This is a genomic window from Armatimonadota bacterium, from assembly GCA_028871815.1.
Taxonomy (GTDB): domain Bacteria; phylum Armatimonadota; class Chthonomonadetes; order Chthonomonadales; family Chthonomonadaceae; genus REEB205.
Window position 1 is genome coordinate 118,668 of record JAGWMJ010000008.1, and the last position, 16,991, is coordinate 135,658.

The 16,991-nt window shown below is 64.0% G+C and carries 15 protein-coding genes; 11 read left to right on the plus strand and 4 right to left on the minus strand.

Features of this window, described 5'->3' with window-relative positions:
- The first annotated feature begins 1 nt into the window (after position 1).
- Positions 2-514, plus strand: coding sequence for a hypothetical protein (locus tag KGJ62_10870; protein ID MDE2127082.1), 513 nt, complete (start codon positions 2-4; stop codon positions 512-514).
- Here KGJ62_10870 and KGJ62_10875 read toward each other — a convergent pair.
- Positions 511-2,604 carry a hypothetical protein gene (locus KGJ62_10875; protein MDE2127083.1) on the minus strand — a complete coding sequence of 698 codons (2,094 nt, stop codon included), beginning with the start codon at positions 2,602-2,604 and terminating at the stop codon, positions 511-513. The two genes, KGJ62_10870 and KGJ62_10875, sit on opposite strands and share 4 nt — an antisense overlap.
- A 92-nt stretch (positions 2,605-2,696) precedes the next feature.
- On the opposite strand from KGJ62_10875, the gene KGJ62_10880 reads away from it, so the two are divergent.
- Complete coding sequence (locus tag KGJ62_10880) at positions 2,697-3,443, plus strand: DUF2993 domain-containing protein (protein ID MDE2127084.1); 747 nt, start codon at positions 2,697-2,699, stop codon at positions 3,441-3,443.
- Here the strand turns inward: KGJ62_10880 and lipB are convergent.
- Positions 3,440-4,189 (minus strand): lipoyl(octanoyl) transferase LipB, encoded by a 750-nt coding sequence (gene lipB / locus KGJ62_10885; GenBank protein ID MDE2127085.1) that lies wholly within the window; start codon positions 4,187-4,189, stop codon positions 3,440-3,442. The two genes, KGJ62_10880 and lipB, sit on opposite strands and share 4 nt — an antisense overlap.
- Positions 4,152-4,763, minus strand: coding sequence for a hypothetical protein (locus tag KGJ62_10890; GenBank protein MDE2127086.1), 612 nt, complete (start codon positions 4,761-4,763; stop codon positions 4,152-4,154). Before KGJ62_10890 ends, lipB begins: the two co-directional genes overlap by 38 nt.
- Here KGJ62_10890 and KGJ62_10895 point away from each other — a divergent pair.
- The 9 genes from KGJ62_10895 (at position 4,762) to KGJ62_10935 (ending at position 16,047) form a co-directional block, all read left to right on the plus strand.
- Positions 4,762-4,995, plus strand: coding sequence for a hypothetical protein (locus KGJ62_10895; protein ID MDE2127087.1), 234 nt, complete (start codon positions 4,762-4,764; stop codon positions 4,993-4,995). The two genes, KGJ62_10890 and KGJ62_10895, sit on opposite strands and share 2 nt — an antisense overlap.
- Positions 4,976-5,866, plus strand: a complete 891-nt coding sequence (locus KGJ62_10900; protein MDE2127088.1) for a zinc ribbon domain-containing protein — start codon at positions 4,976-4,978, stop codon at positions 5,864-5,866. The genes KGJ62_10895 and KGJ62_10900 overlap by 20 nt, the downstream gene beginning before the upstream one ends.
- Positions 5,867-6,485: 619 nt before the next feature.
- A complete protein-coding gene (gene hpnH, locus KGJ62_10905) occupies positions 6,486-7,487 on the plus strand; it encodes an adenosyl-hopene transferase HpnH (GenBank protein MDE2127089.1) in 1,002 nt (333 codons plus the stop codon).
- Positions 7,488-7,506: 19 nt separating this feature from the next.
- Complete coding sequence (locus KGJ62_10910) at positions 7,507-8,529, plus strand: NAD-dependent epimerase/dehydratase family protein (protein MDE2127090.1); 1,023 nt, start codon at positions 7,507-7,509, stop codon at positions 8,527-8,529.
- A 27-nt stretch (positions 8,530-8,556) separates the two neighbouring features.
- Positions 8,557-9,468 (plus strand): 4-hydroxy-3-methylbut-2-enyl diphosphate reductase, encoded by a 912-nt coding sequence (gene ispH, locus KGJ62_10915; GenBank protein ID MDE2127091.1) that lies wholly within the window; start codon positions 8,557-8,559, stop codon positions 9,466-9,468.
- The gene (locus KGJ62_10920; GenBank protein ID MDE2127092.1) at positions 9,434-10,189 is read left to right on the plus strand and encodes a hypothetical protein; all 756 of its coding nucleotides are present in this window, start codon (positions 9,434-9,436) and stop codon (positions 10,187-10,189) included. The genes ispH and KGJ62_10920 overlap by 35 nt, the downstream gene beginning before the upstream one ends.
- Before the next feature lie 54 nt (positions 10,190-10,243).
- Entirely contained in the window at positions 10,244-11,554 is a 1,311-nt protein-coding gene (locus KGJ62_10925; GenBank protein ID MDE2127093.1) for a TolC family protein, read from the plus strand.
- Positions 11,551-12,846, plus strand: a complete 1,296-nt coding sequence (locus tag KGJ62_10930) for an efflux RND transporter periplasmic adaptor subunit (protein ID MDE2127094.1) — start codon at positions 11,551-11,553, stop codon at positions 12,844-12,846. Before KGJ62_10925 ends, KGJ62_10930 begins: the two co-directional genes overlap by 4 nt.
- Before the next feature lie 6 nt (positions 12,847-12,852).
- Positions 12,853-16,047: an efflux RND transporter permease subunit gene (locus tag KGJ62_10935; GenBank protein MDE2127095.1), complete on the plus strand. Its 3,195-nt coding sequence runs from the start codon at positions 12,853-12,855 to the stop codon at positions 16,045-16,047.
- A 3-nt stretch (positions 16,048-16,050) separates the two neighbouring features.
- Here KGJ62_10935 and KGJ62_10940 read toward each other — a convergent pair whose 3' ends face one another.
- Positions 16,051-16,989, minus strand: coding sequence for a Ppx/GppA family phosphatase (locus KGJ62_10940; GenBank protein ID MDE2127096.1), 939 nt, complete (start codon positions 16,987-16,989; stop codon positions 16,051-16,053).
- Positions 16,990-16,991: the final 2 nt, after the last annotated feature.

Genomic DNA, 16,991 nt, shown 5'->3' on the forward strand with positions numbered 1-16,991 from the left:
TATGGTAGCACGCATCGCTGCCGGCGCGCCGGCAGCAGATTGCCGGGCGCCGTCACAGGAGGTGAGGATGCCCGGCGCACCGGAGCTCAACCTTAGAATAGTACTGGCCGAACCGCCGGAAGGTGTGCGCTACTGCCTGCAGCGCCGGAGTCGCGCCGATTGCGTTGACCATGCCACCTCTTCGGGCGGCGATATGGTGTTCCATGTACCGGTTCGCGTGAAACCGGGAGGCGAGGCGCCCGACTTCCTGGGCCCAATGGTTCGCGGCAGGCCCGGTGACCGTCACATAGCAATTCTCATCGGCACACTGGCGGGAGACGAGGGTTCCTGCTGGACGCGCGGACTGAAGATCCGCTTGCTGCGTATCAGTTGGGCACAGGTTGAGGCAGCTCAAGCGACCCCCGGTGGCGCGTTACAGGGCCGGTTTATTGCCCGGGCTCGCGACGGAAGCCCCGCGTGCGCTACGGCGAAAGTTGCCGAGGATGGAGCGTGGCGAACTGTTCCGTCGCGCTAAGGCAACGGATCGACACATACGCCTTGAATCAACGATGGGGCCATCGTGAGCGAACTCACCCGAATCACGATTTTGCCGGTAAAACGCCAGGTAAGCCACACGCCATCGCCATAATTCGCAACGAGCCGGCTGTCCAGCAGGTCGCCCTGGGTATCGAATACCGAGACGTCGGATTCGTAGCCGGCACGATTGAAATCGAGTAGATAGATCGCGGCCCGGTGCGCTTTACCGTCACTGGTATCCATTCGCACCGCCATCGGAATTGGACCGCCGGAAAACGCCGCCGGCGCTCGCGCGGGCAGCCCCGGGCCGGAGTTTGGCAGCCTCGTATCGGTGCTGTTGCGCTGGTGCAGGAAGGCAAATATGCTGCCCTCCATGATTTCGTTGGAGCCGGTGGTGATCTCCGGCCGGACAGGAAGAATGATGCCCAAACCCCGGTACAGGATCAGCTCGGGCTTCTGCATCTCGGAGAGGCCGTCAAAAAGCGGGATGAGGAATCCTTCGCTTCCGTATACGCCGCTCCATGCACCTTGCGTCTTGCTGTCGAGCGCCATGAACTGAACCGTAGCTCCGGTGCTGCCCGGTGGGACCAGCACAAACTGCTCGCCGGCCCGGTAACGCAATTTACTGCCCTGCTCCAGGCTCATCCACAGGTTGAGCCGCGTATTCTGAGCTACCTGCGGAACCGGCACTGCAACGGGCACGGAAACCTGCGCCCCCGCTGGTACCGACACCGTTTGAACCACCGCGGGCAGCATAATGCCACCGGCTCTGGCACGAGGCTTGCGCGTTACACCGATTTGAGCGCCATTTCCGCCGATCGCCACCTGGCCCGTACCACGCTGCAGCGGCAGAACCGAGGCGAGGCCCGGGGAATGCATCAACTCGGGCCGCAGAACCAGGCGGTAGGTTTGTGGTGCAAATGTATCGTTAAAGACGGTGAGTGTGCGGAGGAGAGGATGTCCGGCCGGTATCTGAAGCGGGCTTGCCGGAAACCGGCCAACTCCGTTCGAGCGCTCGTTGGCTGCGTCATACGCGGAGTCGTACACAGCCGATGGCGCCCACGTTGAGGTTAGAAGAGCCAGCGATGCGAGCATGCCGGAACGCTGCGTATCCAGCTGACCGGGTACGGGCGCCGGCGGCACCTCCAGCGGGTACGCGGCAACAGCGGCGGGCAGCCACACCGTTGGTGATCGGTACCGATCCCTGCGCGCATCCAGCGCCAGGCGTACAGAATTGCCCGAAAGCGTGAAACCGTCAGGAGGTCTCGTATAGCCGTTGCGCGACACTTGACGACCGAGCTCGGCCGATAGCAGTGGCCGTCGCAAATCCATCCCCGGAGGCGCTAGTGCTGCCCGGCCCGGCAAGCGCCACGCGAAGAGTGAAGGGTGCAGGCACGCGTCGGCAGTCAGGGCGCCGGCCGCGGAACCCTCCGGCAGGGTGGCGACAACCATGATGCCCAACGAGTCGCAGATGCGCAGAACATAGTGCGGCAGTGGGCCGGTAACCAACACCGCGTTTCCACAAAGTCCCTGAAGCCAAACGATAGCACGCCTGAATGCAGCCGGTGTCGTCGTCGGACCTGCGCGCAACGAGACGCCGCGGAGACGTACCGGAACACCATTCAGGGATAGCCCTGAGGATGCGGTGCGCGGTGTACAGAAGCCGAACACCAATCCGGCCGAGGCAGATGGACCGGCAGCGGCAGCGCGGACCACCAGCCGGTGCAGCACGGGCGGCGGCATTCCACGCAGTTTGGGCCACCACCAGGAGGCGCGGCCGGGCGTCCAACGGATTGGACCAAATCTGCGCGTCACGCGGGAAGACGCCGGTACGTTGATGGAGGCTGACGGAAGGATCGGATACCGGAAGCGGCTTCCTGCCGCGGCTGCGCTAACGGACGCCGTGACGCGCAATCTCAAGGCTCGAGGCGTGTTGTTGATGAAGGTTGCTTGCCAGCTGAAAAGATTCTGTGGCGCCAACGGCAGCGCCGCCAGGCCGGAAATCGAGATGGGAGCCTGCGCACGCAGCGGCGCCACCGATCCGAACATGAGCAGCGAGAAAGCAAAGACGATGCGGGTATTAATCATAACGCGAAAGCCAAACATCGACCCGTTCGACGCCCGAGAGCAAGTTACCTGCTTGCGGCCGGCGCGAGAGGCGGCACGAGTGCGGAGGGTTTATGGAGCGGGATGATCGGGTGCGAATGAGCTTCTGCGCGGTACGCGCCATGCCGGCGGCGTTTGCCTTACTGGCGCTGGCGGGCTGCACGCGACCCATCAACCGGGCAGCCGAGCGGCGCATCCGGGATCTGCTCCCACAAGCGCTTGGTCCCGCTAACTCGTATCAGGTACACGTCTCCGGCTCTCCATTTCGCACCGCTTCGGGCAGGCTGCACGACGTGACGATTGACGGACAGGACGTGCAGCTTGGCCATGGCATGCTGCTGGATGAGTTGGACCTCCATCTGCAGGGTGTTGATGTGGATACCCTCCACAAGCGCCTTAAAGGCATCCGTTCGGCGTCGTTTGCCGCTACGGTTGGCGCCACTACGCTCGACGAATACTTTGCCGGCGAGAACCCGCAGGGCGCCGACCTGCGGAACGTGGCAGTACACTTTGCGCCGGGCAACCACGTGGTGATATCGGGTGACCGGATGGTGCTGGGCGTGGGCGTGCCGTTTACGGTTAGCGGACCGGTGCGTCCCGAGGGCGGCAGGCGGCTTGAGCTGGATGCGACCGCGCTGCGCGTGGCCGGCATCCCGCTGGGCGGCGTCGTTCTGGGATTTGTAAAGGATCACTTCGACAGCGCCGTGGATCTCTCGCAGCTGCCATTTGGCGTAAGGATCACCGGTGTGGCCACGTCGGCAGGCAAGCTCACGCTCAGCGGCGCAGCCAGTACGGCCGCGATTCTGGCGGCGGCGCACTAGCCGGGTTCGCAGCCGGCTGCCGGTGGCGCCGCGTCAGGCGCAAACCGGATCGAGGCGCCCATCACCGATTCAAATGCCGCCACCACCGGCTGCACCAACTCCGGCACGGTGACCTGCCTCCTCAGTTCATTGGCGACCGATGTTACGCCATAGCCGCTGATACCACACGGCACTATGGCTCCAAACGCCGTCAGACTGGTGTTTACATTGAGTGCGAAGCCATGCGTCGTGACCCAGCGTGATGCCTTGATGCCGATTGCGGCGATCTTTGCGGGCGCCGGCGTGTTGAGACCGACCCATACGCCGGTGAACCCGGGAAACCGGCCGGCGGCAATCCCAACCGAGCCCAGTGCGGCGATCAGAACGGCTTCCAGACCTCGCAGGTACCGGTGCAGATCGCGGCGCCATACGGGCCCACCGAGATGGAACACCGGATAGCCAACCAGCTGGCCCGGACCGTGGTATGTTACGTCGCCACCGCGGTCCGACTCAACCACATCGATACCCTGCATCTCAAGCTGCGCGTCGCTCAGCAGGATATGGCTCCGGTCGGCGCCGCGGCCCAGTGTGATCGTTGGCGGATGCTCCAGCAGGAGCAGCGTATCTCCACAGGCGCCATCGATACGGGCGGCGGCAAGCTGCTGCTGCATCCGCCACGCCAGCCGGTAATCGACGCGGCCAAGCCAGCGAGCCTCAACGATGGCGGCGCTAGCTGTTGGCGTCGAAGGTGAAGTCGCCGTCGTCATTGGCCGTGTTAGCCGCGCGCCACGCCTCGCAGAATGACCCCGCCATCTCCATGACCTGGTCATACAGCTCTTCTTCCGGCTGGTCGCCAAGTACAGCGATAACGCCGGTGCTCCAGGTATTGGCGTCGAGCAGCAGGATGCCGGTATCTCGCGGCAGGAAGCACGGCTGAAGCAGACTGAGATCCATGCTGACGAAGTGCTCATCCTCGTCGGAGAGTATATCGATCGACAGTTCGAGCTGAGGCGGCGGAACTTCGTCGTCGTCTTCGTCAGGCACGCTCAGCACGTTAATACCGGCATCTTTCAGCGCGCCGCGCAGCAGCGCCACCAAGCCATCTTCATTTACATTGAGCGCCGGGGAGAGTTCCTGCGGGAGTCCCACATTGATGACCACTCCGGGCAGGCCGCAGAGCGCGCGTCCCTCGCCGGTTGTGGTGATCTCGATGTCGCCGAGGTCCAACTCCTCATCCTCGGGCCCGCTGCCGTTATCACCCTGGCCGGAGCCGGAATGGCCGGCGCCCGCGCACAAGGAAGCCGAAATCGCGAGGGCCAGCAAACCGAGCGAGAACCACATGGCACACTCTCCTGGCGGGCATCACCGCAACGCGCGCTCATTCAAGGCAGATGGAAACATCATACCGCGCGGAGGTGGAATAGCGGGCCGTCTAACGGAAACGCCGGCCGTGGGGTACGATTCGCTGCAGATGCCGGAACCGAATCGGTTTGTGAACGCGTCAAGTGAGTTGTGGCAGCCTGCGCCTGCCGCGATGCCGGGAGATCTCGGCCATGAAGTGCCCAAACTGTAAAACCAATTTGCCCGCGGAAGCGGCCTTCTGCCTGAGGTGCGGCTCGTCGCTCTCGCCGATGCCCGGCGGTTCGGTGACGCCGAGTGGCGCCTTTCCTGCGCCTCCCTGGCCGCAAAAGCGCAGCAATCGGAAAGCCGGCGCCGTCGCCGCAGCGGTTGGCGCCATTGCCGTATTCGCGGTGGCCGCAGCCGCGTTGCACGCCGCCCGCGGAAGGGACTCGACGCGGCTTGCCGCGGCCGGCGGCGCTGCCGGCGGTGGCAATCTGGTGCAGGCGCCGGCGGTCAACTCGCCGGCGAACCTGGTTCAGGCTGCCGGCTCTTCACAGCCCGCGCCGCTCGCCTCCACCGCGCAGACCGGTCCTCCCGCGAATGTGGTGGACTACCTCAAGTTTCTCAAAGGCGTTGAACGGCGCAAGGAGGCATTGATCCGTAAGGAGACCGGCGATGCCTTGTTGATGCTGGATAACGTCAAGGCGCTTTCGGGCTCGATCGATGACAGCACATACAACAAAACCTTTCAGGGCGTATCCGGCAATACAACATCCATGGCGGATGATTGGAACTCGCTGACGCAGTACTTCAACAGCGTTCCCCCACCCGTTGCGTGTCAGCAGCTTCATGATAGGTACTATGACCACCTTGGCAAAATCCAGGGCATGATGGCGGAGGTACAGGACGCACTGGGCAAAGTGGGATCCAACGCACCCGACGCCATTCATGAGCTCTCCAACATGCAGGGCAAGGCCTCGGCGGATGCCGACACGGCCATCCAGAAGGCCGATGACGCGCTTGCCGCTGTCTGCAGCGAGTATCAGATCCCGAAGGATTTCTCGGTCCGCGGCGACGGCGGAGCGAGCAGTATTCTGCAGTAAACCCGCAGCGTTGAGGCTGTTTGGCGAGCTCCGCATGACGACGTAACGGCGCGCCCCGGGCAGGCGCCCACCAAATGGGACCAATGCGACATATAGGACATATAGGTTCGCGCACGCGTTGTCAGCAAGTGGAATGGTTCCGGCTTTGCCCCCGGGCTGTGCGCCAGGCGCAGATTCCGGCTACCGCATATGTCTCATATGTCCCATTGGTCGCATTTTCAGCAGGCGTTCCGCGGTGCCATCGCGTTTGGCTGGGGTACGCGCCCACCAGATGCGACATATAGGTTCCCGCACACGTGCCCGGCAAGCGGAGTAGCGGCGCCCGGGCTGTGCGCCAGGCTTCGGTTCCGGTGCCGCATATGTCTCATATGTCCCATTGGTCGCATTTTCAGCAGACGTTCCGCGGTGCCATCGCGATCGGCTGGGGTACGCGCCAACCACATGGGACCAATGCGACATATAGGAGGATGACCACCGGCGACACGGTGGATGGTGCGGCTGAGACGCCGGCAATAGCGATGCCGACCGGCCGAAGCCGCGGGCTTGAGCCTGCCCGGCTGCCCGTTCGGGTATAATCGCGCCATTCCCGGCGGTCGCTGCGGTTCGGCGAGAGCACCTCATGAGATATCCCATTGGCTTTACTCTAACTCAGGCGCGCCATCGCTCCAGGATGGAGCGCTCCGGCCAGCAGCGGTACCCTACCGTGCTGATGCTCGAGCCGCTGTACACCTGCAACCTGGCCTGCATCGGGTGCGCGGTGGAGCGCCATACCGGCAAGCTGAAGGACCGGATGACGCTGGAGCAGTGCTTCAAGGCTGTGGATGACTGCGGCGCTCCCATAATCAACCTGTGCGGAGGCGAGCCGACCCTCTACCCGGAGCTGCCGCAGTTGATCGAGGGGCTTATCCAGCGCGGCAAGTACATCATTCTTTGTACCAACGCCCTGAAACTGGATACCAAGGTTTTCGATGTCATTCCTCCAAGCTCGCATCTCTTCCTGATGATTCATCTGGACGGCATGAAGCAGACGCACGATTACGTATGCAACCGGGAGGGTGTGTTCGACACTGCCATCAAAATGATCAAGGGCGCCCGGAAGCGCGGTTATCTCACGTACATCAACACCACGGTCTTCAAGGAGACCCAGGTGGAGGAGGTAGAGGAGATGTGCAAACTGGTCGACAAGCTGCGCGCCAACGGAATCCTGATTTCGCCGGGTTACGAGTACGATAGCGTGGATGCCGATATCTTCCTTTCGCGCGAGCAAATCCACGAGAAGTTCCAGACCATCCGGCAGTTTTCCAGGCGGTATAAGGTCAACGCAACCCCCATGTTTTTGGAGTTTGCCGCCGGCATTCGAGAGCTGCCATGCGCGCCCTGGTCTACCGTGAACTACACGCCAAACGGCTGGAAGGCGCCGTGCTACCTCATCGGCGAGTCGCACATCGCCACGTGGCAGGAGTTCTGGGAAAAGACCGACTGGCAGTACTGGGAATCTCGCAAGGATGCGCGCTGCAGCAACTGCAAGATGCACAGCGGATTTGAACACAGCGCGGTCAGCGAGGCGATGAAGTCGGTGAAGGGCACGATACAGCTGACGGCATGGGCGCTCTCCAAGTAGCCCACGAAACGCCGTCGCGTTGAGTTCCGGCGAGGCCGATACCGCCCTGGTAACCGGGGTTACAGGCTTTCTCGGCTTCCATGTGGCGCAGCTTCTGCTGGAACGGCCCGGCGTGCAGGTGCGGGCATTGGCACGGGCTTCCAGCAACCGTGCCCATCTGGACCTGCTTGCCTGCGACCGCTTTCAACCGGTCATCGGCGACCTGAACGACCGCGACTCGCTGCGCAAAGCTCTGTCTGGATGCCGGCGTCTTTACCACGTCGCCGCCGACTACCGCCTCTGGTCGCGTGATCCACGCGAGCTTTACCGCTCCAATGTAGATGGCACGCGCAACGTGCTCCAGGCGGCCGCAGATTGTGGCGTGGAACGTGTGGTGTACACCAGCACGGTCGGCGCGCTGGGCCGCACCAAAAACGGATCGCCGGCGGATGAAGATACGCCGGTATCGCTTGAGGATATGACCGGCCACTACAAGCGCTCCAAATACCTCGCGGAGGAAGTGGCCCGCGAATACGCGGAACGCGGTTTGAACGTGGTGATCACCAACCCCAGCACGCCGGTGGGCGAGCACGATATCAAACCCACGCCGACCGGCCGCATCATACTCGACCTGCTGAACGGTGGTATGCCCGCATTCGTGGACACGTGGTTGAACCTGATTGACGTGCGTGATGCGGCTCGGGGCACACTTCTCGCCGGCGATAGAGGTGCGGCGGGCCGGCGTTACATTCTCGGGGCTGAGAACGTATCACTGGCAGAGATGCTGCGTATGGTTGCCGTGGCGGCCGGTCGCAAGCCGCCGAGGATCCGGCTGCCGTGGCGCGTGGCGTGGGCTGCGGTGGGCGCCGAAAACCTGCTGGTTGCCGGATTGCTGCGGCGCGAGCCCAGGCACCCGTTGGAAGGCGTGCAGATGGCGCGCAAACCGATGGTGTTTGATAACACCCGGGCGGTGCGTGAACTGGGACTGGAGTGCGCGCCCGTGAGCTCAGCAATGGCGCGTGCGGTATCATGGTTTCGCGAGAACGGCATGGCGCGAGGGTAACCCGCATTATCCGGTTTGGAGAGTTGAATGACGCCAGAAAGCAAGAACGGCGCTGTCGACGCACGGCGCACGGTTGAGATGGCCGACGAAGTGGGATTCTGCTTCGGCGTGAAGCGCGCCATCAACCTCACTCGGGATGCACTTGATGAACGCAAGGAGGTGTTCATCCTCGGTGACCTTGTGCATAACAAGGCCGTTACCGACGAGCTGCAGGCCAAAGGGCTGCAGCGGCTGGATGAGTACGATGATCAGCACCGTGGCACGATGGTTATCCGTGCCCACGGGTTGCCGCAAGAGAAGATTGAAGAAGCGCAGAAGCGTGGAATCGAGGTTGTAAACGCTACCTGTCCGATCGTGCTGCGGGCGCAGGAAGCAGCACAGGAGCTTGAGAGGCTCGGCAGGCAGGTGGTGATTATCGGCGACAAGAACCACGCCGAGATCAAGGGCATCCTCGGAGCTCTTCAGAAGCCCGCGCTCGTCATCGACAGCGTGGAGGAGCTTTACTCCTACAAGGAGACCTACCTGCTGCGCCGCAAGGTTGGCGTGATCTTTCAGACGACACACGCATTGGAGTTGTGCCGCGCCATCCTGAACGAACTGGTGTTCATGTGTAAGGATATTCAGATTATCAACACGATCTGCCGGCCGGTACGGAATCGCCAGGATGATGCCGTTGAACTGGCCAGTCGAGTGGAGCTGATGATCGTGGTCGGTTCGCGCACCAGCGCAAACACCACCGAGCTCGCCGCGCTGTGCAAACACCACAATCCCAACACGGTCCAGGTGCAAGGCGCCGCAGAGTTGACCGATGAAATGATGGGCGACTGGCGCCATGTAGGCATCGCCTCCGGACTTTCCACACCGGAGGACCTGGTGGAGGAGGTGCGCCTGAAGGTGCTGCGCAGTGCGCCCGTCGGGCCGGATGGCGTCCGGGCGTAGCGGGCCGGAAGCGAGCCAATTCGCCTCCATCGTTCTCTTTGCACTGCCTCGTGAGGCCGTTCCACTACGAAAGACGATCGAGGCGGGCAGGCACGGCTCTGGCGTCAGCATCGCGGTATCGGGTATAGGAGCTGCAAACAGCCGCCTGGCGGCGGAACGGTTACTGCGCGGGGCCGGCACGCAGCCCGTGCAGCTTGTGATCGCCGGCTTTGCCGGCGCGCTCACGCCGGCCATTGCCCCGGGTGACGTGATGGTAGCGACGCGTGTCATGTGCGTGACGGGTGGACCCGAGTTGCTGCCCGATAACAGGCTGATGGAGGCGGCGAGCTGGGCGCCGACGCAGCAAGCCGCCCATCGCGGCGCGCTGATCAGTGCGCCCGTTGTGCTGACCAGCAAAGACGAGAAGCAGCGGCTGCACGCCTCTTCGGACGCAGATGCCGTCGATATGGAGTCGTATGCCGCAGCCTGCGCGGCCGTTGATGGGGGTGTTCCGTGGCTCTGTGTCCGGGCGATCACGGATCGGTGTGATGAGAACCTTCCAATCGATTTCAACCGACTTGGCCCGGCAGCCTCGTCGCCATCGGCCGTCGGCCGGTTTGCCGCCGTTCGTCCGCGGTCGTGGCCCGGACTCGTGCTGCTTGGCCGGAACTCAAGCCGGGCCGCGCGGAGCCTTGCTGTTGCCATTCACGCCCTGCTCATTCACCTGCAGGCCGCTGAGTAGCGGGCCGGAATGAACGCGTCACATGCGCCCGGACGCTTGGGACGGTGGTTATGGATGCTCGTGCTCGCCTGCGCCGTGAGCGCTCATGCGACGCAGCAGCCGACGCCCGGCGCAATGAAGATATCCGACCTCGTCACCGAAGCTCTCGCTCAAGCGCCCGAGCCGCGGGAATATCGCTATGCTTTTCTGGCGGGAGTCACGCGGCTCGAACCGGAGCGCCCCACGGCCTCTCCCAGCCTGCGGGCCGACCTGCGCGGCGGTATCCAAACGCCTTCACTCCACTTTCCGCGTCCGGACGAGGCGCCGGCCACGGTTCTCTCCTCCGACGCCAGCAGCTTCAGTCTCACCTACCGGCAGCCGGTCTATCGCGCTGGACTGCGCCCGGCCGCGGCACGGTACCGAGCTGATGAAATGGTGCTGCAGCTGGAGTACCGTCAGGCCTTGCTGGATTTTGCCTGGAGCGTGAGATCCGCATGCATCGGCCGCCTGGAGGCGGACGACGCGCTGGCGGTTGCTGAAGACTCTTTGGAGGGCGCTAAACGGTACGAGAAGCTGGTGCACGGACAGATTGCGGCCGGAGCCGCCCGGCCGATTGACGCTCAAACGGCGGCGGCTCAAACTGCCGAGGCCCGTTCGGCTCTGGAGAGCGCCAGATCGGCTGCGCTGCTGGCACGCCTGAATCTGAACCGGCTTCTTGGCCGGCCAATCTCCAGCGCGAGCCGTATACTGCCACCGCAGCCGGTTGGCGCCCCGCCTTCCGAACCCGACGACGCCATAAAGATGGGTGAAAGCAGCAGCACCGAACTGGCCATTCTGAACTGCGAAATCACCGCTGCGCGCGCCGGGGAGAGCCTTGCACATCTCCAGGCGGCGCCGGCGCTGGATTTTGAGGCCCGGGTTGTGGAGCAGGCGCCAACCGCGTTGGCGCCTGAGAACTACGCCGCCGCTTTCCTGGAGCTATCGGCGCCGCTGCTTGGCGGCAGCGCCGCGCGAAGCGATGCAAAGGCGGCACGGGAGGAAGCCGGCCGCCTGGCTGCAGCCCGGGACGCTGCGTTGGCCGGAGTGGCCGTTGACATAACCTCGGCGTGGCGCCGCTATGTGGAAGCATGGGCGCAGCAGGACCTGGCTAAACGCAGGCAGTCGGCGGCCGACGCGGAACTGAAGCTGGATGAAGCTGCTTACGCCATCGGGCGCTCCTCGGCTGTAGATGTTGAATCGGCGCGGCGCGAGGCGCGCAGGGCGGCTATGCAGACGGTGCAGGCTCGATGGCAGGTTGTGCGCGCAAACTGGGATTTGGCGTACCACGAGGGCGCCGCGAGCGCCGCGATCGACCGATTGGCGCCGGCTGACGCCCCAGGCCGATGAAACGCTCCTCCACTGTCGCCCTGATCAGCGCCCTTGCGGTGGCGCTCTCCGGCGCAGCCTGTCAGCGGCGAGATGCTGCCACGCAACCTCCCGCTTCGCCCGCTTCGTCACACCCGCTCCGGCTGCAGGAAAGCCCCACCCTGCCAACGCAGCCAATGCCGTCATTGGAGGCCGGCGCGGTGACGCTGGTCGGCATCGTTCAGCCGCAGCGTCAGGCCCAGATCAGTCTGCCGGCGCCGGCACGGGTTGTGCAGGTGCTGGTGTCGGCCGGAGATAGCGTGCGGCAGGGATCCCTGCTGGCGCAAATCGACTCTTCCGCTGCGCTCGCGCAGCTCAACTCAGCCCGAGCCGCCGCCGACTCCGCCCGTGCGGCGTGGCGGAAAGCCGCGGCCGGGGCGGCGGCCGAGAACAACCGGGCCGTACGAGCGGTGCAGCAGGCAAACGACGCCGCTGCCGAGGCCGCACTCGGCCAGCGCAAGGCGGCGCTCGCCGCCAACGCAGCGCTGCTCGATCAGCAGCAGGAGACTGCGGCCGCACGGGAAGGTTTGGCTAAAGCGAACGTCGCCGTGACTGCGGCGCACCACGAAGTCAATCAACTGCAACAATTGGCCGGCCTGGGCGGCGTTTCCCGCAACGATCTTGAAGCAGCTCAGGCAAAGCTGCAGGCCGCACTGGCCAATCGCGCGGCGGCGCGAATCGCCGTTGCACGCGCCATGGCGGGCGCCCCACGCGTACCCGGCGGCTATCCCGCCGCCATCGCACAAACCGCTTTGGCGCTCGCCCGTAGGCAGACCGCTACCGCGCGGCAGGCTGTTCAACAGGCCGAGGCGCAGCGGGCATCGGCATCTGAGACCGGCGCGGCCGACGTCAGCGCCGCTGCAGCGCAGATGCGCCAGGCCGATGCCGGAGTTCAGGCTGCAGAGGCGCAGCTGAACCAGACCGACCTTCGATCGCCGATCGCAGGCGTGGTAACGGTAGTGGCCGTGCATGCCGGCGAGACGCCGCAACCCGGTACGCCGATTATCAGCGTGGAGTCGCCGAGCGGCGCAGACCTGCTCGCGCTTGTGCCGGCCCGGCAGATGTCCCTGCTCCATACCGGCATGTCGGCCGTGGTTCAGGTGGAAACGGAACCCGGACGGCGGTACGCCGCGCGCATCACGCAGATATCGGGCGTAGCCCAACCGGACGGGCGCACGTTTCGAGTGCAGCTGCACCTGATCCACGGCGCGCTGCGACCGGCGCAGACAGCGCACATTCGCATCCCCGTGCGAACCGCGAGCGCGGGCGGCTAGCCGCTTATGTGGTTTACCCGGCTGGCGATCAACCGGCCCATCCTCATCTGGATGGCGGTTGCAGCGATAATGGTACTCGGTATCGAAGCCCGGCTACGGCTGCCGGTTGAGTTGAACCCACGCGTCGATATACCGACCATCACCGTTACAACGGCCTATCCCGGCGCGGGGCCGCCAGAAATCGACAGTCAGGTCAGCAAGCCGATACAGGATGCCGTCTCCACGGTTGCCGGCGTGAAGGACGTGACGACGCGCTCTGAAGCAAACGTCTCGGTGATCAGCATCGACTTTCACCTGGGAACCGATCTGGACTCGGCGCTGGCCAATGTAAGAGCGCGCCTGGATGCAGTGCGAGCCCAGCTTCCGGCCGAGTGTCGCGCGCCGGTAGTGGCCAAGCTGGATATCAACGCTCTGCCGGTTCTGTATCTGGGCTTTACCAGCCGCACGCTCTCACTGCGCCAGTTGTGGAACGCGGCCGATAACGTGGTAAAGCCGAGGCTGGAACGCATTGACGGCGTAGCGGACGTTCAGGTGATGGGCGGCGATCAACAGGAGATTCGCGTCTCGGTTGACCCGGCCCGGTTGGCACAATTTGGATTGACCATAGAGGATGTGGTCAACGCGCTCAAGGCGGCCGGCCACGATATCTCCGGAGGCGGAATCACCTATGGCAGCCGCGAGACAGACGTGCGACTCGCAGGCGCATTCTCGTCGCTGGATGCCATACGCAGCACGCAGATACCCGGTTCGTTTCCACAGTCGGCGGCTGCGGGCGTTCCCGAAGAGGGCATGCCGCCAACGCCGCCGGTTACCGTTGCCGATGTGGCTACCGTAACCGATACGGTTGCGCCACGCACCGAGATCAGCCGTATCAACGGACTGCCGGGCGTAAGCGTGGCGATCTCCAAGTCCCCCGGTTCCAACGCCGTGCAGGTGGTCCACAACGTGGAAGCGGCGCTGAAGGACGCCGGGCCGGCGATGGCCGGCGTGGATCAGGTGGTGCTGCGCGACGACTCGCAGACCGTGCGCGACGCCTTGACGGACGTGAACACCAGCCTCATCCTGGGCGCCGTGCTGGCCATGTTGGTCGTGCTGCTCTTTTTGCACAGCCTGCGCGGAACCGTGATCGTATCCCTGGCGATACCGCTGTGCATTGTGGCCACCTTCCTGGTTATGTGGGCGGTGAGCTTCACGCTGAACCAGATGACGCTGCTGGCGCTGTCGCTCTCTGTAGGAATTCTGCTGGACGACTCGATCGTCATCCTGGAGAGCATCACCCGGCACCTGCGAAATGGCGAAACGCCCCGCGAGGCTGCGTTCAACGGCAGGACGGAGATCGGCTTTGCCGACATCACGACCACATTGGTGGATGTTGTAGTATTTGTGCCCATAGCATTTATGGGTGGCATTGTGGGCGGATTCTTTCGCGAGTTTGGCCTTACGGTGGCGGCCGCCACGCTTTTCTCACTGGCCGTGAGCTTCTCCCTGACGCCAATGCTTGCGTCGCGGTGGTACCGTCAGGGCGAGAAGCTGGAGGCCCGCGCGGGCATCTTTGCGCCGTTGGAGCATCTGTACCAACGGCTGGAGGCCGGCTACCGCAGCGTGATCGTGCTCGCGCTGAGGCGGCGACCGATCGTGATTCTCACCTGTGGCGGCGCCATCGTTCTGGTATTCGCGCTGGCGTACGGGCGCCTGGATACCGAGTTGATCCCCGGCACCGATCAGGGCCAGATTGCGGTCAACATTCAGATGCCGCCCGGCGCCAGTTTGGCGGCTACCGATCAGTGTGCCCGTGCCGTCGAGAATCAACTGTCAAGGATGCCGGAGGTCGCGGCGACGGTCACAAACGTTGGAAGGATTCTCGGCGGCTTCGGGTCGCTGCCGCAGGATGGAGCCGAGTATGCACAGATTGGGCTGCGCCTGCGCCCACGTTTGGGCATCTGGCAGCGGCTGGTGTATCTTGGAAGGCAAACGGGCGCTCGCCTGCGAAGCGATATCGAAGTGGCCAGGAGGGCTCGCATCATAGCGGCCCCGATTGCTACAGCATTTGGAGCGAATATTACCACAGTGCCCATCCGCTCGGAGGAGGGTGCAATCGCGCCGGTAGAGATTCAGATTCGCGGCTCCAGCGTGGCGCAAATCACCGATTTTGCGGCTGCAATTCGCCAAAAGCTGGCGGCGATGCCGGGCGTCCTGGATCCGGCCGTATCGGTGCGCAGCGGGCGGCCCGAAGTGGTAGCGCTCATCGACCGTGAACGCGCGGCGGCGCTGGGTGTAGCTCCCGCGGTCGCCGGCGCCAACCTGCACGACTCGGTGGCCGGAAACACCGACTCCATCTACCGCCAGAACGGCGTTGATGTGCCGATTCGCGTTCAGGTGCACGGCATGCAGGTCAACAACCCGAGAGTGGTGGGCAACGTGAATGTCGGCGTAGACTCGTCAGGCGCACCGATCGCGCTGGCCGATATCGCAACGCTTGAGCTCCGCAGCGCGCCAACCCGGATCGACAGCCTCAACGGACTCCGGCAGGTTACCGTTACGGCCAACCTTGCGGCAACAGCGCATATCGGCGCCATCGAGACACAGGTCAACCGCGCGCTCGCCGGGATGCCCCACGCGGGCATCGACGTCACGTGGGGAGGGGACGCGGAGACGATCAACGAAAACATCGTTCCGTTCATCAGCGCAATCCTGTTGGCCATTGCACTGGTCTATATGGTGATGGCGGCGCTGTTCAACTCACTGGGCACGCCATTTGTGATCATGCTGACGCTGCCGATGGCGCTGGTTGGGGCGGTCGGCGCGTTGGTTCTCACGGGACAGACGCTTTCGCTGGTGGCCGGCATCGGCATCATCATGCTGATTGGCCTTATGGGGCGCAACGCCATATTATTGCTGGATTACACCAACACGCTTCGGGCGCGCGGGATGGCGCGAAACGATGCGATAGTGGCGGCTGGCGCCACCCGCCTGCGACCCATATTGATGACGACCACGGCCACGATAGCGGGCATGCTTCCTGTGGCGCTGCGGATCGGACGAGCATCGGAGGTACGAGCGCCTATGGCCATTGTTGTTATTGGTGGCCTGTTGGTGTCAACACTGCTCACTCTGGTGGTGATACCGGTGCTGTACAGCGTGCTGGAGGATTACCTGCCGCGTTCACGGCGTGATTTGGTGCGCCGGAAGCCTACAGAATAGGCGCTAATCCTGCTGCGGCAAGAAGCGGTCGTACAGCAAGCCCCACCGCAGACCGCGGTCACTCACCTGCAGCGAGTCGCACCCTAGCCAGTTCATTGCCTCGCGCACCATTATCGCGCCGCCGACGATGATGCCGGCCCGCGCCGGGTCCAAACCCTTCAAGGCGCGGCGCTCTTCCAGACGCATGCTGCTGAGCCGCGCGATGGTGGTATCCAGCGCCTCTACGGTGATACGGTGCCCGTGGATCTTGCGCGCCCCACGACTGGCCGGACCATCTATGGCCGCGAGGCTTGTAAGCGTTCCGCCAACGCCAATGAGCGGCACGGGTTCGGAAAGTACAGCGGGCAGTGAGGCCTGCTCCATCGCCTGCGCCGCCGCGGCCGATGCTATCTGAAGCTCCGCCGGCGCCGGGGGGTCGGTTCTGAGGTAGTTGTCCGTGAGCTTGATCGCGCCCATTGGGATGCTGGCGCGCGAGATCGGCTCCTGGCCCCTTCCGCCAGCAACAACCTCGGTGCTTCCGCCGCCAACGTCAATCATTCTAAGGCCGTTGAGTGCTGCCCATGCCGGATCGCGCCGAACGGCGAGAAACGACAGGCGCGCCTCTTCCACTCCCGGAATTGCCGTTACGGTTACACCACATTCCGCGCTCACGGCGGCCAGAAAGCTGCGGCCGTTATGCGCCTCTCGCGCGGCGGCCGTGGCCACGGCGGCAACCTCTTCAACGCCGGCCTGGTCGCATGCCATCCGAAACTGGCAGATGGCTGCCATTGTACGCTCCATGGCTGCCGCATCCAGAACGCCGGTAGCGCCCATTCCGGCGCCTAGACGCGTTACCATTACGCGCTGCTCCAATGGCTCCAGAGCGGTAGGAGTGATGCGGGCGATGAGGAGTTTTACACTGTTGGTGCCAACGTCAAGCGCGGCTACGGTGCGATTCGCCATCA